Here is a 19,092-nt window from a genome sequence, read left to right as displayed (position 1 = left end):
ACGTGGAGGTTTTTGAGCGCTATGTCCTTCATCCCCCGCAAAAGAACGGCCCTCGAGTTTCTCGATCTTCCTCCCGAGGTGTGCACCCAGGAGGAACTGGCCGGGAGCCTCGCCGACCTGAGGATGGTCAACCGCTACCTGGGTGACACCCGGGCGCTGTTCAAGCACCTCTCCAGGAAGATAGACGGGCGGCGGCAGATTTCCGTGCTCGACGTCGCGACCGGTTCGGCTGATCTCCCTGTTGCCCTGGTGGAGTGGGGCAGAAAGAACGGGATCGACATGCAGGTGACGGGCCTCGACCTCAACAGCCGGGTCCTTGAAATCGCACGCGAATATGCTTCCGGATATCCCGAGATCAAGTTGCTGGTGGCGGACGCCCTGCAACTCCCTTTTCGAGACCACAGCTTCGATATCGTGCTCTGCAGCAAGACGCTGCATCACCTGAAGGAGCCGGAAGCGGTAACGGTCATGAGGGAGATGCTCCGGGTGGCACGGCGCGGCTTCATCGTCATGGACCTGCGCAGGAGCTGGATCGCCTACAGCCTCATCTACCTGCTCACCAGGATCTTCACCAGCAATCGGATGACCCGCTACGACGGCCCACTTTCTGTCCTTAAGGCCTTTACCGACGACGAGCTTAGGGAATGGGCGGTGAAGGCTGGAGCGGCCTCGGTCGAGGTGCACCGCGAGCCTTTCTGGCTGCTGGTCGTTTCAGGGAAGAGCTTATGAAGTTTTCCGTTGCCACCAATTTTGAAGCCGACCTCCTGCCGGCGCTGGATGGGTTTCCGGTTGCAGAGTTGTTTGGCAAGCTCCCTGCCGACAGCGTCGGGGGCGGCCGAGCGTCGTTCATGCTGGCGCCCCTGACCAAGGCGCGGTTCCGGGCGCACGTACAGGACGCGGCGCGCCGCGGCATTGCTTTCAATTACTTGTTGAACCCCGCCTGCATGGACAACCGGGAGTTCATCCGCAGAGGCCAGGCAGAGCTGGAGTGTCTGCTCTGCTTCGTGGAGGAGTGCGGCGTCACGTCAGTCACGGTTTCCCTTCCCTTTTTGCTCCCCATCATCAAGAAGCGGTATCCGCGCCTCAAGGTGCGCGTCGGCGTCTACGCCCGGGTCGACTGCGTAGCGAAGGCGAAGTTCTGGGAAGATCTCGGGGCGGATTGCATCACCTTGGAATCGATCGCGGTCAACCGCGACTTTGCCGTGCTGCGCTCGATCCGAGAGGCGGTCGGGCTGGAGCTGCAGCTGATCGCCAATTCCAATTGCCTCATCTTCTGCCCGCTGTCAGGGCAGCACATGGTGAACCTCTCCCATGCCTCTCAGCAGGGGCACGCGACCGGCGGCTTCATGATCGACTACTGCGCGCTCAAATGCTCCGCCCTCAAACTCGCCGACCCGTCGCACTATCTGCGCTCCGAGTTCATCAGGCCGGAGGATCTCAAGGCATATACCGACCTCGGCTTCAGCTCCTTCAAGATCCTGGAGCGCGGTGCGCCGACTGCGGTGCTGGCGGCCCGCGTGCGGGCCTATGCGGAGGGATATTTCGAGGGGAACCTGTTGGATCTGATCCAGCCCTATGGCTACAAGAAATCTTCGACGAAGGGGGGCGGTCTGTTGGACGTCAGGCGGTTCGCCAAGTTCTTCTTCAGGCCGATGGCGGTGAGGCAGACGGGCCTATTCCGCCTGAAGCGGCTGGCAGAGAAACGCGGCCTGGTGGCGGAGCTTGACTGGGACCCGGTCTACATCGACAACAGGCTTTTGGACGGCTTCCTGGACGGCATCAGGGAGATCGACTGCCGGACCAGCGATTGCTCCCGGTGCGGCTACTGTGAAAACTGGACCAGGCGCGCCGTGCGGGTCGATGAAGGGTACCGGCGGGAGATGCTGCAGCTGTACCAGAACGCTTTCGATGATATGTACTCCGGCACACTGTGGGGCATGGCAGGGAGGAGGGGAGAATGACCAATGCAAGAGCCTACGTCGCGTCGATAGTGTCAGCCGTACCCCATTTCAGTGTAAGCCAGAGATCTGCGGCCGACCTGGTCCGGGAGCACTTCAAGGAAACTCTCACTCCGAGGAGCATGGGGCTGATCCGGGCCACCTTCGAGCACCCGAGCATCGCGAAGCGGCATTTCGCCGTGGACCATCCTGGCCGCATCTTCGAGGAAAGCCAAGACGAGAGGGTGGAGCGCTTCACCCGTGAGTCGGTGAACTTGGCAGCCCAGGCGGTGACCGGGGCACTGGAAAAGGTGGGACTCTCCGTTCAGGAGGTGAACGGGCTGGTGGTCAACACCTGCACCGGATACATCTGTCCCGGGATCTCGACCTACCTGGCGCAACGCCTGGGGCTCTCCCCCCGGGCCCGGCTGTACGACCTGGTCGGCAGCGGCTGCGGCGGCGCCATTCCAAACCTCCAGGTGGCGGAGTCGATACTGAGGATGACAGGTGGGGTTGTGGTGAGTGTCGCGGTGGAAATCTGCAGCGCCGCGTTCCAAATGGGCAACGACCTGAGCCTGATCTTGTCCAACGCCCTTTTTGGTGATGGAGCCGCCGCAGCGGTGCTGTGGGAAAAGCCGACCGGCTTCGAACTGCACAGCTCGACCGGGCGTTATGTACCGGAGCAGCGGGAGGCGATACGGTTCGTGCACAAAGGTGGGCAGTTGCACAACCAGTTGTCGACCGACCTTCCCAAGCTGGTCGGCAAGGCCGCGGCCGACGTGGTGGACGATCTGCTCGCCTTGTCGGCGCTCAGCAAAAAGGACATCGGAGGGTGGGCACTGCACACCGGTGGGGAGAAGGTGATCAACGCGGTGCGGGATCAGGTGGGGATACCGGAAGAGCTGCTCCGAGCGACGCGGCGGGTCCTGTACCAATACGGCAACATGTCCTCTCCCACGGTCTGGTTCGTGCTGGACGAGATGCTGCAGGAGGGCGTCGGCGCCGGTCAGTGGTGCGTCCTCCTCGCTTACGGCGCCGGCCTCTCGGCGCATGCTTGCCTGTTAAGGAAGGCTTAAATCTGGGGCCCCGTTCAGAACCTGTGTCGCGAGCGGAATTGGTCGCCGGTGAAAAAGCCACGGACCAAGTCCAGGTTGTTCAGGAGTACTTTCAGTCCGCCTTTTTCGCGCTTCCTGACGAAGTAGTTGCCGACGAACATGGCTGGGCTCAGAAAAGCCTTCAGGTTCTCCCAATTCATGATCCGGTTTAATTGCCCCACGGTCAGCCGTTTCGTCCTCACGTTGCACATGAAGCCGGTGTACCTGCTCAGCCGGTCGGGGTTGGTCACCAGGCCCGCCTGCAAAAGTTCCTCCCTGATTCTGGTACCGGGATACGGGGTCACGCACTGCACGTAGGGGAGGTCGATTCCCAGCCGGCGTGAGGCGCGGAAAACCTCCCGGATCTCCTCGGGGCCGTCGTCAGGGTTGCCGATGATGAATCCCCCCATCACGCCGATGCCGTGCTGCCGCAGCAAGCCCACCGCTCGTTCCGTTTTAGCCCTGATGTCCCCCTTCCTAAAGAGGGCCAGGTTTTGCGGGAGCACCGATTCGATGCCCAGGAACACCAGGGCGAAGTTCGCCTTCGCGAGCGCCGGTATCAGCTCGGGATCGGCGACGATGCCAGCCACCGAGGCCTGCACCAGGTACTCCATGCTGTTCAGTCCGTGCTCCACGATTGCCTGCGCGAGCATAGTGAAGCGGCGGCTGTCCAGGGTGATGTTGTCGTCCACCAACAGCACGGTCCGGGTTCCCCTTTTTTGCAGGACCTTAAGGTCCTTGATGACCCGATCGATCTGATGGCAGCGGAAGCTGGCTCCGTACATCCCGGTGATCGAGCAGAACGTGCAGGTCATGGTGCAGCCACGCGATGTCTCGACACAATCGAGCTTGCGGTCGAAATAGGTGAAGCCGTCGAGGACGCGGGCTTCGCGGGCCGGCAGGGGGAGTTGGGACAGATCCGCCAAACCAGCGGTGGGATTGTGGACGAACGTGCCATGACGGGGCCACGACAGGCCGGGGACATCGAAGAAGGAGCGTTGTCCATCCAGCGCCTCCAGTAGCGCCGGGAAGGCGTGCTCCCCCTCGCCGCGCACCAGGAAGTCAAAAGGGGACGCATCCTGGCAGAGCTCCCGGTAGGCGAGCGTGGCGTGGTACCCCCCCAGCACCAGCTTGACGTGGGGGAGGCTGGCACGGCAGATAGACATCACCTTGAGGGCGCTTTCGTACTGGAAGCTCATGCTGCTGATGCCGACCACGTCTGGGCGGAACTCGCACAGGAAGCGCTGCAGCCACGCCTTGATGTCGCGATGCACCAGCACCAGGTCCACCACCTTCACCTCGTGCAGCTTGAGATGGGCCGCGATCGAACAGAGCCCCAGGTTGGGGACCTTGATGATGCGGTGGAAGTTGTTGGCGGCGTCCGGCATGGCCAAAAGGAGTATCTTCATTGGTTTCCTTGGGGGCTGTGATTGGACCTAAGGATTATAGAGGCGGGCACTGGATAAGCAAATTGACGCAGAGGGTGGCGGGGAGGGGCAATGAAGATAAAATGTTTGCCATTAACCGGATGCTGCGGCGCAGATGGCGCCGCAGCTGGAGGTGGACCATGGGTGAAAGGGATGGCAAGGAAGATGGAGCGCCGGTTGTGGTCATCGTGGAGCGGCGCAAGCAGAAGGAGAGAGAACTAAGTTCGGCTGAGGTTATGAAGATATTGAGAAAGAGGGCGGCCCGGGCGCGAAAGATTCCGCCTGTGGAATAAAGAAGCAAAATCGGTAACGGCAACAGGGAAAGGCCCCCGAATCGGTGACATACCAACAGCACCGGCGGGGGGCTTTCTCTTTCCATGGTAGGCAATACTGGTGAGCCAGTTGCCTAAGTTAGATAATAATGAAATAATAATTACTATCCTACAGTTCCGGAGAGTAAGGTCATGGAGACCAAGCCTGTCGTACCCCAGAAGATTCAGCAAGAAGAGGACGTCTTCAACCTCATAGACGAGCAACAGCCTCCCGTTCAGAGCGTGCTGGATATTCCGGAAATCCACGGGATGCGGGATCTTGAGTCAGCCGACCATCCCTCAGAGAACAATCCCCATTTCATTGACGGTACTGTGACGGTGATTTCGGCCCCGGTCGGCGCCGCTGGCCGGCAAGAGCCCACGGGGGTGCAGCAGGTGGCGAAGCCGGGAAAAGGGGGGAAGGCTGGCAAAGCAAAGGGCGCCAAACCATCCAAGATGGGGAAAACTCCCAAGGCTGATGACAAGGCAACCCGGGACGCGAAGGGGACCAAAGCCGCCAAAGCGACCAAATCTACCAAGGCTGCCGAGTCAAAGACGACCAAGACTAAGGCTGCCAAGCCCAAGGCTGCCAAGGCGGTAAAGCCGGGCGCGAATCAGCCGCCCAAGCCCAAAGATGCCAACGGGATCGAGCCCCCGGAGTTTGATCTGGGCGAGAGCCGCTGGTTCTTGAACCGCGAGCTGACGTGGCTCGAGTTCAACCGCCGCGTGCTGCACGAGGCGATGGACGAGCGCACCCCATTGTTGGAGCGGCTCAAGTTCATAGCCATTGTCAGTTCCAACCTCGATGAATTCGCCATGAAGAGGATCGGCGGCTTAAAGCAGCAGATCGGCGCGGGGCTGCACGAACTGACCCTGGACGGCCGGACGCCGCGCCAGCAGGTCGTCGAATGCAATGCCTCGGTCCGGGAGATCGAGGCCACCAAGCGGGAGGCCTTCCGCCAAGTGCGGGAACTGCTGGAAGGGAAGGGGATCGTCATCGAGAGCTATGACACCCTGTCCCCCAAAGAGAAGAAGCAGTTACGCGAGCACTACTACAGCAACATCTACCCGCTGCTGACGCCGCAATCGATCGACCCTGCCCACCCCTTCCCGTTCATCTCCAATCTCTCGCTCAACCTCCTGGTGACGCTGCGCTACCCGAAATCGCGCGAGCACACCCTGGCGCGGGTCAAGGTGCCCATCGGCCTGGGGACGCCGCGCTTCATCCGGGTCGGCAAAGGTGACCACTTCATCCCGATCGAGCAGGTGATGATGAACAACCTGGACATGCTGTTCCCCGGCATGCTCATCGTCTCCTGCGAGATCTTCCGCGTCACCAGGAACGCCAACACCGAGAAGGACGAGGAAGAAGCGGACGACCTGATGTCCATGATCGAGTCGGAGTTGAAGGAGCGCAAGTTCGCCCCCATCGTCCGGCTCGAGGTGGGAGCGGGGATGGAGCCGCTGCATCGTGGGCGCCTGGCGGCAGAACTGGAACTGGACGAAGAAAACGACGTCCTCGAGGTTACCGGCATGCTGGCCCTGCGCGACCTCTTCGAGATCTCGAAGCTCGATTACCCGCGCCTGCACGAACCGCCGCACCACCCGATCGACCACCCGCAGCTTACCGCCGAGCGGAACATTTTCCACACCATCCGCGACCTCGGTTCCGTGCTGTTGCAGCACCCTTACGTCTCCTTTTCCACCTCGGTGGAGCGATTCCTGCGCGAGGCGGCCAACGATCCCAAGGTGCGCGCCATCAAGATGACCCTGTACCGCACCTCCATCCAGGGGCGTATCATCGACGCGCTGGTGCAGGCGGCGCAAAACGGCAAGCAGGTGGCGGTGGTCGTGGAGCTGAAGGCACGCTTCGACGAGGCTACCAACATCCACCTGGCCGAGGTGATGGAAGAGGCGGGCATCCACGTCACCTACGGCGTAGTCGGCCTCAAGACCCACTGCAAGGTGATCCTGGTGGTGCGCCAGGACTTCCAGGGGCTCAGGCGCTACGTCCACATCGGCACGGGGAACTACCACACCGAAACGGCACGCATCTACAGCGACGTCGGCATCATCACCTGCGACGATGCCATCGCCCAGGATGTCACCGAGCTCTTCAACTACCTGACCACCGGCTTCACGGCGAAACGGAACTACCGCGCCGTTATGCCCGCGCCCAAGCTCTTGAAGAAGGCCCTGCTGACGCGCATCGAGCGCGAGGTGGAGCTGCACCGGCAAAACGGGGGCGGGCTGATACGGTTCAAGATGAACGCGCTGGAGGATGGCGACATCGTCAAGGCGCTGTACCGGGCGTCGATGGCGGGGGTGAAGATCGACCTGTATGTGCGCGACACCTGCCGGTTGCGTCCAGGTGTTCCGGGGCTGTCGGACAACATCCGGGTCACCAGCATCGTCGGGCGCTTCCTGGAACATGCCCGGATCTACTACTTCAGAAACGGTGGTGCCGAGGAATATTTCATCTCATCGGCCGATGCCATGAAACGGAACCTGGAGGCCCGCGTGGAGGTGCTCTGCCCGGTCACCGCGCCCGAACTGACCGCGGAGTTGCGGACCGTGCTGGATTGCCACGATGCCGACCGCCGTTCCGCGTGGGACATGCAGCCCGACGGCAGTTACGTGCAGCGCCAGCCGCGGGAAGGCGACAGTGGCGAAGGGACGCAGCAAATGTTGATCGCCCAGGCACAGCAGCGGCTGAAGGACGCGCTCAAACAGAAGAAAAAACCGATGCAGAAATAGCAGGAGATAGATGGACAAGTTGTCAGATGACAGGGAAAAGCAAAAGGGATAGCATATTCGATGTGCCGTTTTCAGAGACGGCGCTTAAGAGAAAACAACAGGGGGAACCCGATGGACGCCAACGATAAATGCATCTGCGCAGGGGATCACGAACACCACATCTGCTTTTTGCACAGCAAAGGATTGGTGCAGGAAGTGGAAAAGCTCACCGACAACCCCACCGTGACCTGCGCGATCTGCCTGGTCAATGCCAATTCACCCGATAACGTCTGCTCGCCGACCACGCTGGGCGGCGGCTTCAAATACTCGGACATGCAGGACAGCAAGAAGATCATCTGCGAGAGTGTGACAATGGTTTCAGATGAGGACAAGAAAGAAGAGTAAGAATCCTCCCCCTTCTTCCCCCCTCCCAGCCTCCCCCCTCCGGGGGGAGGAGTCCGAGCGAGAGAGCTAAAACAAAAGGCGGCCCCGGTAGTTACCGGGGCCGCCTTTGTTGTTCATGCTGCAGTTGGTTCGACTAGCCGAGGATCTGCTTCAGGTCGCCTTCGGCGGTACCGATCGGGCCGATGTTGAAGTTCTCGACCAGGAAGTTCAGCACGTTCGGGGTGATGAAGGCCGGCAGGCTCGGTCCCAGCTTGATGTTCTTCACGCCCAGGTGGAGCAGGGTGAGCAGGATCGCCACTGCCTTCTGCTCGTACCAGGAGAGGATGAAGGAGAGCGGCAGGTCGTTGACGCCGCAGTTGAAGGCGCCGGCAAGGGCCACGGCGATCTGGATCGCGGAGTAGGCGTCGTTGCACTGGCCGATGTCCAGCAGGCGCGGGATGCCGCCGATGTCGCCGAAGTCGAGCTTGTTGAAGCGGTACTTGCCGCAGGCCAGGGTCAGGATGACGCAGTCGCTCGGTACGTTCTCGGCGAAATCGGTGTAGTAGTTACGGCCGGTTTTGGCGCCGTCGCAGCCGCCGATCAGGAAAAAGTGACGGATCTGGCCAGCTTTGACCGCGTCGATGACCTTGTCGGCTACGCCGAGCACTGCGTTGTGCCCGAAGCCGGTGAGGATCTCTTTGCCCGGAGCTTCTTCAAAGCCGGGGAGGGAGAGCGCCTTCTCGATGACCGGGGAGAAGTCCCAGCCGTTGATGTTCTTGACGTCCGGCCACTGGACCAGGCCCCAGGTGAAGAGACGGTCTTTGTAGCTCTCGGCCGGGCGCTGGATGCAGTTGGTGTTGAAGATGATGGCGCCGGGGAAGTCAACGAATTCCTTGGCCTGATCCTGCCATGCACCGCCGAAGTTGCCGGCCAAGTGGACGTACTTCTTGAGGCCCGGGTAGCCGTGGGCGGGGAGCATCTCACCGTGGGTGTAGATGTTGATCCCTTTGCCTTCGGTCTGCTTCAGGAGCTCTTCAAGCATGCGCAGGTCGTGGCCGGAAACGAGGATCGCCTTGCCCGCCTTGGTGCCGAGCTGTACCGGGGTCGGGACCGGGTGGCCGAAGCTGTCGGTGTTGGCCTTGTCGAGGAGTTCCATGGTGACCAGGTTGATCCTGCCGCACTCCATGGAGAGCCCGACGTAGTCCATGAGGCCCAGTTTCAGGTCGAGGGTGGCGGCGAGAGCCTTGTGGGTGAAGGCGTAGATCTCGTCGTTCTCGAGGCCGATCACCAGGGCGTGGTGGGCGTAGGCTGCGTAGCCTTTCATGCCGTAGATGAGGATTTCCTTGACGGAGTGGACGTCGGCGTCGATCTCTTCGCTCTTGACGCCGTGCTTGGCGCCCAGTGCAACGAGCTCGGAGGTGGTGCCGGCGTGGAACGGTTGTGCAGCCTCGGGTACGGTGCCAGTGTACGCTGCGCCGTTGGCTTTCTCGTAGAGCGCCTGTGCCTGGTTGCGCAGGGTGGCTGCTTCACGTACCAGCTTGGCGATTTCTTCGGCGTCGAAGTCGACGTTGGTCACGGTGGTGAAGAGGCCGTCCAGCATGAAGCGGTCGATGGCTGCATCCTTGGCGCCTTTCTCGCGGGCGAGGTTGGCCCAGAAGGCGATCCCTTTCAGGTTGTAGATGAGCAGGTCCTGCAGAGCCGCTACTTCCGGCTTCTTGCCGCAGACACCGACTTTGGAGCAACCGCCGTTGGCGGCTTGTTCACACTGGTAGCAAAACATGTTGTCCATTACTTCCTCCTTAGCGTTGTTTTGAGTTGTGGTTCCCATACCGAAAAGGTTTTTCAAAAAGCTCTTCATCCATTCTCCTGGTTTCGTTTTGATCTATTGAAGCGGTCGCTGTGGCAGCTATCGGCTCCTGTGTGCCGCTTCGATGATGTGACTGTAACGGCTAATGTCGACTGCGACCTTGACCTAAGTCATAAAAACCGGGTTTGTGGGTTTGGGGATCTTTTTTGTCTTGTGGGCGATGATGGGAGTTAGGGAAAGCAGGGGAATGATAGGAGCAGAGGGGATGGGGGGAGGCAGAGCGTCGTACGGTGGGGGACCATGCGACGCCGCGCCCTAGTGAACTATGCTGCCTACCATGGCTTTGTAGATGTCGGGGCGCAGCACGAACTGCAGCCTCGAAGAGGTGGCTGTGCCAAAGGCTATGGCCTGCTCGCCGCCGATGTAGTTGTTGAGATGGTAGATGGGACGCAGGTTGAACCCGAGCCGCCCCAAGTCGGCCTCGAAGACTCGACCGTACTTCGACGCCAACTCGGAGACCTTGTCCCAGGTGCCTAACATTTCCAGGGGGATGGCTACCCCGTCCGCTACTCGAATAAGTTCCTGCATGCCGTGTTCCTCCTGACTTCTGAGGCTTTTATCGGCAGGCACGACAGGAACTTGAGTACTTAGCTGCGCAGGACGTCGAGGGTGGCAACGGCGCTGCGGGCGGGGCAGTCGCCTTCGGCACAACTGGTGAGGAATTTCAGCAGTACCAGCCCGGTTCCCAGGAGCCCCATGATCAGGAGCACCACGCCCTGCCAGTCGAAGGAGGTCCAGAACACACCGCCGACGGTGCCGGAAACGCTGGAACCGAGATAGTAGAAGAAGAGATAGAGTGACGCGGCTTGCGCCCGGGCGGTTTTGGCGCGGCTGCCGACCCAACTGGAGGCGATGGTGTGGGCGCCGAAGAAACCGCAGGTGAAAATGGCGATGCCGGTGACGATAGTGCCCAGGTCACGGCTCACGGTGAAGAGCGCCCCGACGACCATGGTGCTTATGGTGAGAAAAAGCATCCGGCCCCGTCCGAAACGCTCCACCTGCACCCCGATCATGGAGGAACTGAAGGAGCCCAGCATGTAGACCAGGAAAATGAGGCTCACCAGCGAGGCGGGGAGGTGGTACGGCGCACCCAGAAGCCTGAAGGTGATGTAGTTGTACAGGGTCACGAAGCTCCCCATGATAAGGAAGGAGATACCGTACAGGCAGATCAGCCCGGGATCTTGCAATTGCCGGTACAAGGAGCTGAACAGGTAGCGCGCCGCGAAGGGGCGCTTCTTGAAGTTCTCGGAGGGGGGGAGGCTCCTGGCGAAATAGAGGCTCAACACGAAGCAGGCCACGCCGATTACGGCCAAGGCCGTGCGCCAGGAGGTGGCCTCGGCCATGGTGGCGGTAAAGATCCTGCCGGTCATGCCGCCGATGGCGTTGCCGCTGATGTAGAGGCCGATGGCGGAGGTGAGCGAGGCGGGGGCGATCTCCTCGCTGAGATAGGCGAGTGCGACGGCGGGAAGCCCGGCCAGCGCGATCCCCTGCAGGAACCTCACGGCGACCAGTTGCTCCAGGCTCTGGGTGTGGGAGGTGAGGTACGCCAGGACGGAGGTGGTCACCAGGGAGGCGACCATCACGGTCTTGCGCCCCAGCGTCTCGGAGATGGTGCCGGCGAACAGCATGGAGATGGCGAGGGCGCAGGAGGTGACCGAAAGCGGCAGGCTGGCGAACATGGCGCTGACGCCGAACTCACGGGTGAACACCGGCAACAGCGGCTGCACGTCGTACAACGTGATGAAGGTGACAAAGCCCGCGAAGAAAAAGGCCCAGTTGATCTGCCGGTATCTTTTGGTGCCGCTCTTGATGGATCCCATTGGTGATTCTCCCCTGCTGTTGCCTGCCCGTTTCGAAGCAACTATAGCCTTTGCTCAATCATAAGAAAAATATATAATGCTTATCGCTTCGATAGTAATTGATTATCGTCAGGGGGCGACATGGACATCAGGCAGTTGCGGTATTTCCTCGAGGTGGCACGGCTCAGCAACTTCACCAAGGCGGCGGAGTCGCTGCGCATTGCACAGCCTGCCGTCAGCATGGCGGTGAAGAAACTGGAGGAGGAACTGGACGTGGTCCTTTTCAACCGCCAGGACAAGAAGGTGTCACTGACCGCGGAGGGGGAGATCTTCCAGGGGCACGCCCGGCGCATCCTGGACGACCTGCGCGGCGCCGAGCTGGAGATGGCCGAGCTGAAGGGGCTCACCAGGGGCGAGGTGCGGATCGGCATCACCCCGATGATCAGCGCCTACTTCTTTCCCGATATCTTCCGGGACTTCAAAAGGAGCTACCCCCAGCTGAGCATCTCCGTGCTCGGGGAGGGCTCGGGGCGGATCCAGAAGATGATTGGGGAAGGGGAACTGGACATGGGGGTGGTGGCGGGCGGCGGGAGCGCGGCCTTCCCCCCAACGCTGGAGGTGCGCCGTTTCCTGCGCGAGGAGATCGTTGTCTGCGTGCCGCCGGACCATCCCTTTGCCAGCCGCCAGGCGGTGACGCTTACGGAGTTCATCGGGGAGCCACTGGTCTTCTACAAGGAGGGGTACTACATCCGGGAGTTCTTCCTGGAGGCGCTCAAGGGGACCGGCAGCACACCGAAGATTATCTTCGAGACCAACCTCTTCTCCCTGGTCAAGTCGCTGGTGCGCAACGGCACCGGCATCTCTATCTTTCTCAAGATGGTGGTGGCCGAGGATACCGACTTGGCCGCCGTTTCCTTCGATCCGCCGCTGCACCTCGACCTGCTCATTGCCTGGAAGAAGGACACCTATCTTTCCCTCGCCAACCGCGCCTTTGTCGATTTCCTGCTGGAGCACGCCCCGGGCGAGCGGGACAGGGAGCCAGGCTAGCCTGCCGTCAGAGCGGGGCAAGCAATTCCATCAGCTTGCCGGCGATCTTCTGGGGAGGGAGGACGTAGTCCACTGCACCGGTCTGGGCGGCAGCCTTTGGCATGCCGTAGATGGTGGAGGACTGCTGGTCCTGGGCGATGGTGATGCCGCCGAGGTCGTGGATGTGCTTGATCCCGTCGGCCCCGTCGCGCCCCATGCCGGTCAGCACGATTCCGATCAGCTTCCCCTTGAGCGGCTTGCTCAGCGAGAGCATGGTGACGTCCGCAGCCGGTTGCACGTAGTTGATGCGCGGCCCCTCGCACAGGACCACCCGGTTGTTGCCGGTCAGCTGGAGGTGCAGTCCCCCCGGCGCCATGTAGACGTGGCCGCTTTTCAGGTACTCGCCGTCTTCGGCCAGCTTGACCGGCATCGACGCTGCGGCGTTCAGCCCCTGGGCGATGCGGTAGTCCATCTCGGGCGTGATGTGCAGCACGATGAGGAAGGCGGCATCCAGTGGCGGGAGTTCCCTGAAGAGCGCCTTGAGCGTCAGCGGCCCCCCCGTGGAGACGGCTATGACCACGACATTCTTAGTCATGGCCGGTCGGGGCGTTGAGCAGGGTGAGGTAGTACTCGATGGAATCAAGCAGCTCGTCCGGGCCGAAGGGCTTGGTCATGTAGTCCGAAACGTATTCCTGGAGCCCGTCCATCTTGGCATCGGGCTCGCCCATGCCGGTCAGCATGACAATGATGTTGCCCGGATACAGTCCCCGGTCCACCATCTCCCTGATCGTGTCCCAGCCGTCCATTTCGGGCATCATGATGTCCATCAGGATGACGCCCCGGAATCCCGCCTCCAGTTGCTCGATGCACTCGTGCCCGCTGGCCGCACTGGCCAGTTCCAGCTGCGCCGATTCGCAGATGATGTCCACCGATGCCCTGACGTACTCGTTGTCGTCTACGATCATTACCCGTCTATTCATGGCTGTGGTTCCTTATGTTCCGGCGCCGGCGCGCCTTGTTGTGATTCGAGCAGTCGGGCCATGGTGCGGTGGTCCAGCGGCGGGGGCTCCCCCTGGGGCGGCTTCACATGGTACAGCATCTCGTTGATCCTGGCCATGAATTGCTCCAGCGTGAACGGCTTGGCCAGGAAGATTGCTTCCTGGCGCAGTTCCGCGTCCTGCGGAATGATCGCGTTGCTGTACCCCGAGATGTAGAGCACCGGAAGCGCGGGATGGCGTTCCTGCAACTTCTCGTACAGCTCCGGGCCGGTCATCTCCGGCATGACCACGTCGGTCGCCAGCAGGTCGATCCCCTGCTGGTCCGCTTCCGACAGTTCCAGTGCCCGGGACGGAGTCTCCGCGACCAGGACGCGGTACCCGAAGGATGCAAGCAGGTCGGCGGCGACCTCGCGGATCATCTGGTTGTCCTCCACCAGCAGAATGGTTCTCTCGGTGCTGTCGTGCTCAGGGGGGGCGACGCCGCCGGCTGCACGCATCAGGGGCTCCGCGGCGCTCGCGCTGGCGGGGAGATAGATGGAGAATCTGGTTCCCTGCCCCGGGCGGCTCTTGACGTCGATGCAGCCGCCGTGGTGCTTGATGACGCCGTAGACCGTGGCCAGGCCGAGACCGGTGCCCCGACCGGTTTCCTTGGTGGTGAAGAAGGGCTCGTACATGTGCCTGAGCGTGTCCTCGCTCATGCCGCAGCCGTCGTCGCTGAAGGCGAGCAGGATGTAGTGGCCGGGCTTGGCGACCGGGTGCTGCCGGTGAAACTCTTCGTCCAGGATCAGGTGCCCGGTCTCGATGCAGATGGATCCGCTCCCCTCGATGGCATCCTGGGCGTTTAAGATGAGGTTCAAAAGCACCTGCTCCAGTTGGCCGCGGTCCGCCTGAACCTTGGCTGCACCCGGGGAAAGCAGGAGGTCGATCTCGATGTTGTCCCGGACCGTGGCGCGCATGATCTCCCTGAAGGAGGTGATTACTTCGTTCAGGTCCAGGAGGTTCATGTGCAGCACCTGCTTGCGCCCGAAGGAGAGGAGCTTCTGGGTGAGGTCGCTCGCCTTGTGGGCCGCGGCGCTCATCGACTGGATCATGCGCGTCTGCGGGCTCCCCTCGGGCGAGACCCGGAGCAGCATGTCGGCGTAGACGATGATCGGCGTCAGCAGGTTGTTGAAATCGTGGGCGACGCCGGCCGCCAGCTGGCCCACCGCCTCGATCTTCTGGGTTTGGCGCAGCTGCTCTTCCAGGACGTGGCGCCCCTCGTCGGCCCGTACCCGGCTGATGGCGATGCCGGCGAGATGGGCGGCCGACTCTAGGAGGTGAAGATCCTCGTTGCCGGGCGTGCGCGGTTCCCGGTGGTACACCGCCAGGGTCCCCAGCAGGGTCCCGTTACTGGCGAAGACCGGCTCGGACCAGCAGGACCTGAGGCCGGCATCCCGCGCCGGCTGGAAGTTGTGCCAGTAGGGATGGGGTTCCAGGTCCTCGACCACCACGCGCTGCCGCAAGAAGGCCGCGGTGCCGCACGATCCCTTCCCCTTGCCGATCCTGATCCCGTCCACGGCCTGGTTGTACTCCGCGGGCAGGGACGGCGCGCAGCCGTGGCGCAGCCTGGTGCCCGACTCGTCGACGAGGAGGATGGAGCAGAGCGACCCGGGCAGGCAGTCCTCGACAAACTGCACCACGTCCTGGAGCAGTTGCTCCAGCTCTGCGTCGGTGGCGATCCGCTCCAGCGCCTTCAACCGGCTGCGCTCCCGCTGCTCGGCGAGCGCCAGTTCCGACTGCTGTCCCTGCACGATGCGCTGGGTGGCCTCGAGGTGGTCCAAGTGGGAGAACAGGATGCGGGTCAGGATCACGATCAGCACGCAGAGTACGAGGATCAGCACCGGCTGCTGCAGCCCTGAACCTACCGAGGCTCCGCTCCCACCTAGGGTGACGATGCCGATCACCGCCACCATCGTGATGGCGATGGCGATGCCGATGCGTGTTTTCAGTTCCGCAATGGAAAGGTGTCTCATGTCTGGTCGCTCTCCGGGTTATTTTCTTGAGACAGCTCGTCTTCGTCGATGGCCGGCGGCTGGTGCCCCACCTGTTTCAGGGTGAAGAACATGGTCGTACCGCGCCCGGCTCCGGGGCTCGTCGCCCAGAGCCTCCCCTCGTGGTTGGCCACGATCCTGCGGCAGATGGCCAGCCCCAGCCCCTGGGTGTTCAGGTCGTGGCGGGCGGGGTCGGCCTTGTAGAACTCATCAAAGACCTGGCTCAGTTGTTCGTGGTCGAGCCCGACGCCGTCGTCCTGCACCGATACCTCGACCTCCTCGTCCTTCAGTTCGGCGCTGATGATCACCTTGCCGTTGTTGGCGGCATAGCGCGCGGCGTTGCTGAGCAGGTTCTTGAACAAGAGTGTGAGCTGTTCCGCCGATCCCAGTACCTGGAGGTCTGCGGCAATCGCGTTGCAGCAGATCACCCCGCGCTGCGCCAAGGCCGGCGCCAACTCACTGAGGGCACCCTCGACCGCGGCACAAAGGCTGACCGGGATCAAACGGGGACGACTGGACGAGATCCGTACCAGGTCGAGCGCCTTGCCGGCCAGCCCCTGGATCTGGTTTACGCACTGCTGGCAGATCTCCAGCATCCTTTCTAGGCCCGGATCGCTCACCTTGGCGCGGATCATGGGGATAAGCGCGAACAGCGGGGTAAGCGGCGTGTTCAGGTCGTGGTTCAACTGGATCATCAGTGACTCGATCATGCGTGAGTGGTGCTTCTGTGCCTCTATGTGGCGGCTTTCCTGCTCGACCGCCTTGCGCTCGGTGATGTCCAGGATCACTCCGACCAGCCCCTGGGCCACGCCGTTGTCGTCGCGGACCGCCGCCTTGTGGAAGATAGCGTCGTGCACGCTGCCGTCGGCGTAGGTCACCTGGGATTCGTAGATCTGGATTCCGGGTGCGTCTATGATCGCCTGATCCATCTCGTGGTACTTCCGGGCCAGCTCAGGCTCCCACAGATCGAACACCGAACGTCCCAGCAGTTGTTCGCTGCTGAGCCCCACGTAGCTTTGGAATGCCTTGTTGCACATGTTGTAGCGCCCCTGCGCGTCCTTGGAGAAGATGGGGCTTGGGATGGTGTCCATGAGCTGCTGCTGGAAATTCAGCTGTCTCTTGATGTCGTTCTCGGCGCGCTTGCGGTTCAGGCCCAGGATGATGACGCAGAGCAGGAAAACCGCGGCCAGCGCCCCGTTGATGGCACCGATCTTCACGTTGATGCGGTCGTAACGCGCCAGGTACTCGCTCTGCTTTACTCCCACGAAGAGTGCGCCGATCACCTTGCCGGAGAGGTCGCGCACCGGGTCGTAGGCGGTGAAGTAGGGAGCGCCCAGGATGTTCGCTTCGCCGCGGTACCGGATCCCCTCCTTGAAGATGGCGTCGTAGGCCGGGCCGGTAAGCTTGGTCCCGATGGCCCTGGTGCCGTCCTCCTTGAGTACGTTGGTGGCCACCCGGGTGTCGCCCATGAAGATGGTGGCCCTGCTGCCGGTGGTGCAAAAGATCTTGTCGGTCAGTTCGTTGGCGCCGTTCAGGGTGTAGTAGTCGCCCAGGATCATCCTGCCGTTCTCGATGTGGAAGTTGCGCCCGCGACGGTTCATCAGTTCCCAGAAGGCCATCATGCTGTTTTCCTGCTGCCGGTTGGCCTGGCGCACCGCCTCCTCGTGGATCTGGTCCAGCATGAGGTGGTTCCCCACCATCATCACCACCGCCACTATCACCGCGGTTATGACGAGGGGGATGGATATCTTTTCGCGTGCTGCGTTAAGGAACTTCACGTTCTTCTCCCGGCGCTGGGCTTTGGGGGGCGCCTCACACCCTGAAACTGCGCTTGCCGTGGGAGGCGAGCCATCCCATCAGGCGTCCCGCCATGTCGGAGAGCGGGACCACCTCGTCGACTCCCCCGCGGGCAATCGCTTCGCGCGGCATGCCGAATACGACGCAGCTCTCCTCGTCTTGGGCGAAGGTCCTCGCGCCGGCGTTGTGCATCTCCAGCATCCCGGCGGCACCGTCGTCCCCCATCCCGGTCATGATGATGCCCAGGCTGTTGTCCGCAGCGCAGTTGGCGGTGGAGCGGAACAGCACGTCCACCGAGGGGCGGTGGCGCGAGACCGGCGGTCCGTCGCCCAAGGCGATGGTGTAGTTGGCACCGCTGCGGGCGAGCATCATGTGCCGGTTGCCCGGCGCGATGTAGGCGTGCCCGGGCAGCACCCGCTCCCCGTGCTCCGCTTCCTTGACCGCCATGGCGCACAGGCCGTCCAGCCGCGCCGCGAAGGTCCGGGTGAAGGTCTCGGGCATGTGCTGGGTGACCAGTATGGCCGGGCAGTCGGCGGGGAGCGCGCTCAAAAAGACCTTGAGCGCCTCGGTGCCGCCGGTAGAGGAGCCGACCGCCACCACCTTTTCCGTGGTGGAGAAGTGCTGGTGCCGGTTGGGGAGCACCGCATCCGCGGAGAGCTTCGCCTCCACCTGCAGGGGAGGGATGTGGGGCCCCCTCCTGCGGAAAGCGCTGTGGGCGCAACGGATTTTCTCGGCAAGCTCCTGGGAGTACTCCAAAAGCCCGTTGCGGATGTCAATCTTGGGCTTGGTGACGAAGTCGAAGGCGCCCAGTTCCAGCGCCTTCAGCGTCACGGCAGAACTCTTCTCCGTCAGCGAGGAAACCATCACCACCGGCATCGGGCGCAGCCTCATCAGCTTTTCCAGGAAGGCGAGCCCGTCCATCTTGGGCATCTCCACGTCCAGGGTGAGTACGTCCGGGTTCAGCTCCTTGATGCGTTGCCGGGCCGCCAGCGGGTCCGGTGCGGTTCCCACCACCTGGAGGTCCGGGGCCTTGTTAATGATCTCGGTCAGCAGCGACCGGATCAGGGCGGAGTCGTCTATTATCAACACCTTTATGGGCATTCAATGTCTTCCTGCGTGCAGGACGCGTATCCTTTTCACCAGGACGCGGCCGGTTTTGGGGAAGAACATCACCTTCCTGGGGCAGCACTCCCCCAGGTCCGAGGCGATGATCGGTATCCCGTGTTTCTTCAAATAGTCGACGGCGAAGGCCACATTGTTGCCGCCGATGTCGGTACTGCTCCGCATGACCCGGCCGGCGCCGAAGAGCTTCGCGGCCAGGCGCTTGCGGTTGGCCCCCAACAGATCGAGCTGTTCCAGCAGCCGGCGCATGGCGCATGCCCCATAGCGGGCGCAGCTTTGTGAGTTGCTGTCGCAGGCTCCGGAGCAGGGGGTGGAGTTGCCACCTTGCTGCAGCTCCGGCAGCATGAAGTGGTTCATGCCGCCGATGCCCAGTTCCAGGTCGTAGAGACATACCGAGACGCAGGAGCCGAGCACGGTGGTGATGGCCACGGCTTCGTTGGTGGCGAAGAACTCCCCTGCCACGATCTTGACTGCGACCATCTTGAACTCCGGGTCGAAGTAGCTGAGCTTCGCATGGCCGGGATGCCCCGAGCTTTTCATTCCCGTTTTACTCTTGTGCGGCAC

The 19,092-nt window shown here is 62.1% G+C and carries 17 protein-coding genes; 7 read left to right on the top strand and 10 right to left on the bottom strand.

The window, feature by feature from the left end:
- Positions 1-21 precede the first annotated feature (21 nt).
- Genes K7R21_RS20155 through K7R21_RS20145 form a run of 3 tightly spaced genes read left to right on the top strand, consistent with a single transcriptional unit; the run spans position 22 to position 3,013 of the window.
- The gene (locus tag K7R21_RS20155) at positions 22-729 is read left to right on the top strand and encodes a methyltransferase domain-containing protein (protein WP_224985092.1); all 708 of its coding nucleotides are present in this window, start codon (positions 22-24) and stop codon (positions 727-729) included.
- Positions 726-1,961, top strand: coding sequence for a U32 family peptidase (locus K7R21_RS20150; protein WP_224985091.1), 1,236 nt, complete (start codon positions 726-728; stop codon positions 1,959-1,961). Before K7R21_RS20155 ends, K7R21_RS20150 begins: the two co-directional genes overlap by 4 nt.
- Positions 1,958-3,013: a type III polyketide synthase gene (locus K7R21_RS20145; RefSeq protein ID WP_224985090.1), complete on the top strand. Its 1,056-nt coding sequence runs from the start codon at positions 1,958-1,960 to the stop codon at positions 3,011-3,013. Before K7R21_RS20150 ends, K7R21_RS20145 begins: the two co-directional genes overlap by 4 nt.
- A 14-nt stretch (positions 3,014-3,027) precedes the next feature.
- Here the strand turns inward: K7R21_RS20145 and K7R21_RS20140 are convergent, their stop codons facing one another.
- Positions 3,028-4,440 (bottom strand): B12-binding domain-containing radical SAM protein, encoded by a 1,413-nt coding sequence (locus K7R21_RS20140; RefSeq protein WP_224985089.1) that lies wholly within the window; start codon positions 4,438-4,440, stop codon positions 3,028-3,030.
- Between the two features lie 158 nt (positions 4,441-4,598).
- On the opposite strand from K7R21_RS20140, the gene K7R21_RS20135 reads away from it, so the two are divergent.
- The 3 genes from K7R21_RS20135 to K7R21_RS20125 all read left to right on the top strand — a co-directional run bounded on the left by K7R21_RS20135 (position 4,599) and on the right by K7R21_RS20125 (position 7,910).
- Positions 4,599-4,751 carry a hypothetical protein gene (locus K7R21_RS20135; protein WP_224985088.1) on the top strand — a complete coding sequence of 51 codons (153 nt, stop codon included), beginning with the start codon at positions 4,599-4,601 and terminating at the stop codon, positions 4,749-4,751.
- A gap of 171 nt (positions 4,752-4,922) precedes the next feature.
- Positions 4,923-7,526 (top strand): polyphosphate kinase 1, encoded by a 2,604-nt coding sequence (ppk1, locus tag K7R21_RS20130; protein ID WP_224985087.1) that lies wholly within the window; start codon positions 4,923-4,925, stop codon positions 7,524-7,526.
- A 111-nt stretch (positions 7,527-7,637) separates the two neighbouring features.
- A complete protein-coding gene (locus tag K7R21_RS20125; RefSeq protein ID WP_224985086.1) occupies positions 7,638-7,910 on the top strand; it encodes a hypothetical protein in 273 nt (90 codons plus the stop codon).
- 133 nt (positions 7,911-8,043) lie between these two features.
- Here the strand turns inward: K7R21_RS20125 and hcp are convergent, their stop codons facing one another.
- The 3 genes from hcp to K7R21_RS20110 all read right to left on the bottom strand — a co-directional run bounded on the left by hcp (position 8,044) and on the right by K7R21_RS20110 (position 11,576).
- The gene (gene hcp, locus K7R21_RS20120; protein ID WP_318248356.1) at positions 8,044-9,678 is read right to left on the bottom strand and encodes a hydroxylamine reductase; all 1,635 of its coding nucleotides are present in this window, start codon (positions 9,676-9,678) and stop codon (positions 8,044-8,046) included.
- Positions 9,679-10,011: 333 nt separating this feature from the next.
- Entirely contained in the window at positions 10,012-10,284 is a 273-nt protein-coding gene (locus K7R21_RS20115; RefSeq protein ID WP_199390127.1) for a hypothetical protein, read from the bottom strand.
- 59 nt (positions 10,285-10,343) lie between these two features.
- A complete protein-coding gene (locus tag K7R21_RS20110; protein ID WP_224985085.1) occupies positions 10,344-11,576 on the bottom strand; it encodes an MFS transporter in 1,233 nt (410 codons plus the stop codon).
- A 120-nt stretch (positions 11,577-11,696) separates the two neighbouring features.
- Between K7R21_RS20110 and K7R21_RS20105 the strand changes: the two genes are divergently transcribed.
- Positions 11,697-12,602 (top strand): LysR family transcriptional regulator, encoded by a 906-nt coding sequence (locus K7R21_RS20105; RefSeq protein WP_224985084.1) that lies wholly within the window; start codon positions 11,697-11,699, stop codon positions 12,600-12,602.
- A gap of 7 nt (positions 12,603-12,609) precedes the next feature.
- Here K7R21_RS20105 and K7R21_RS20100 read toward each other — a convergent pair whose 3' ends face one another.
- The 6 genes from K7R21_RS20100 to K7R21_RS20075 are packed head-to-tail and all read right to left on the bottom strand — an operon-like array spanning position 12,610 to position 19,092.
- Positions 12,610-13,176 carry a CheB methylesterase domain-containing protein gene (locus K7R21_RS20100; RefSeq protein WP_224985083.1) on the bottom strand — a complete coding sequence of 189 codons (567 nt, stop codon included), beginning with the start codon at positions 13,174-13,176 and terminating at the stop codon, positions 12,610-12,612.
- A complete protein-coding gene (locus K7R21_RS20095; RefSeq protein ID WP_224985082.1) occupies positions 13,169-13,561 on the bottom strand; it encodes a response regulator in 393 nt (130 codons plus the stop codon). Before K7R21_RS20095 ends, K7R21_RS20100 begins: the two co-directional genes overlap by 8 nt.
- Complete coding sequence (locus K7R21_RS20090; RefSeq protein WP_224985081.1) at positions 13,558-15,591, bottom strand: hybrid sensor histidine kinase/response regulator; 2,034 nt, start codon at positions 15,589-15,591, stop codon at positions 13,558-13,560. The genes K7R21_RS20095 and K7R21_RS20090 overlap by 4 nt, the downstream gene beginning before the upstream one ends.
- Positions 15,588-17,387 carry a cache domain-containing protein gene (locus K7R21_RS20085; RefSeq protein ID WP_224985080.1) on the bottom strand — a complete coding sequence of 600 codons (1,800 nt, stop codon included), beginning with the start codon at positions 17,385-17,387 and terminating at the stop codon, positions 15,588-15,590. The genes K7R21_RS20090 and K7R21_RS20085 overlap by 4 nt, the downstream gene beginning before the upstream one ends.
- Before the next feature lie 34 nt (positions 17,388-17,421).
- Entirely contained in the window at positions 17,422-18,507 is a 1,086-nt protein-coding gene (locus K7R21_RS20080) for a protein-glutamate methylesterase/protein-glutamine glutaminase (RefSeq protein WP_224985079.1), read from the bottom strand.
- Positions 18,508-19,092, bottom strand: a complete 585-nt coding sequence (locus K7R21_RS20075) for a histidine kinase (protein WP_224985078.1) — start codon at positions 19,090-19,092, stop codon at positions 18,508-18,510. It lies immediately after the preceding gene.

Origin of the sequence: Geomonas agri, from assembly GCF_020179605.1 — a bacterium.
Lineage (GTDB): Bacteria > Desulfobacterota > Desulfuromonadia > Geobacterales > Geobacteraceae > Geomonas > Geomonas agri.
The sequence above is the reverse complement of the archived record's forward strand: the minus strand, read 5'-3'. Positions and strand labels throughout refer to the sequence as shown.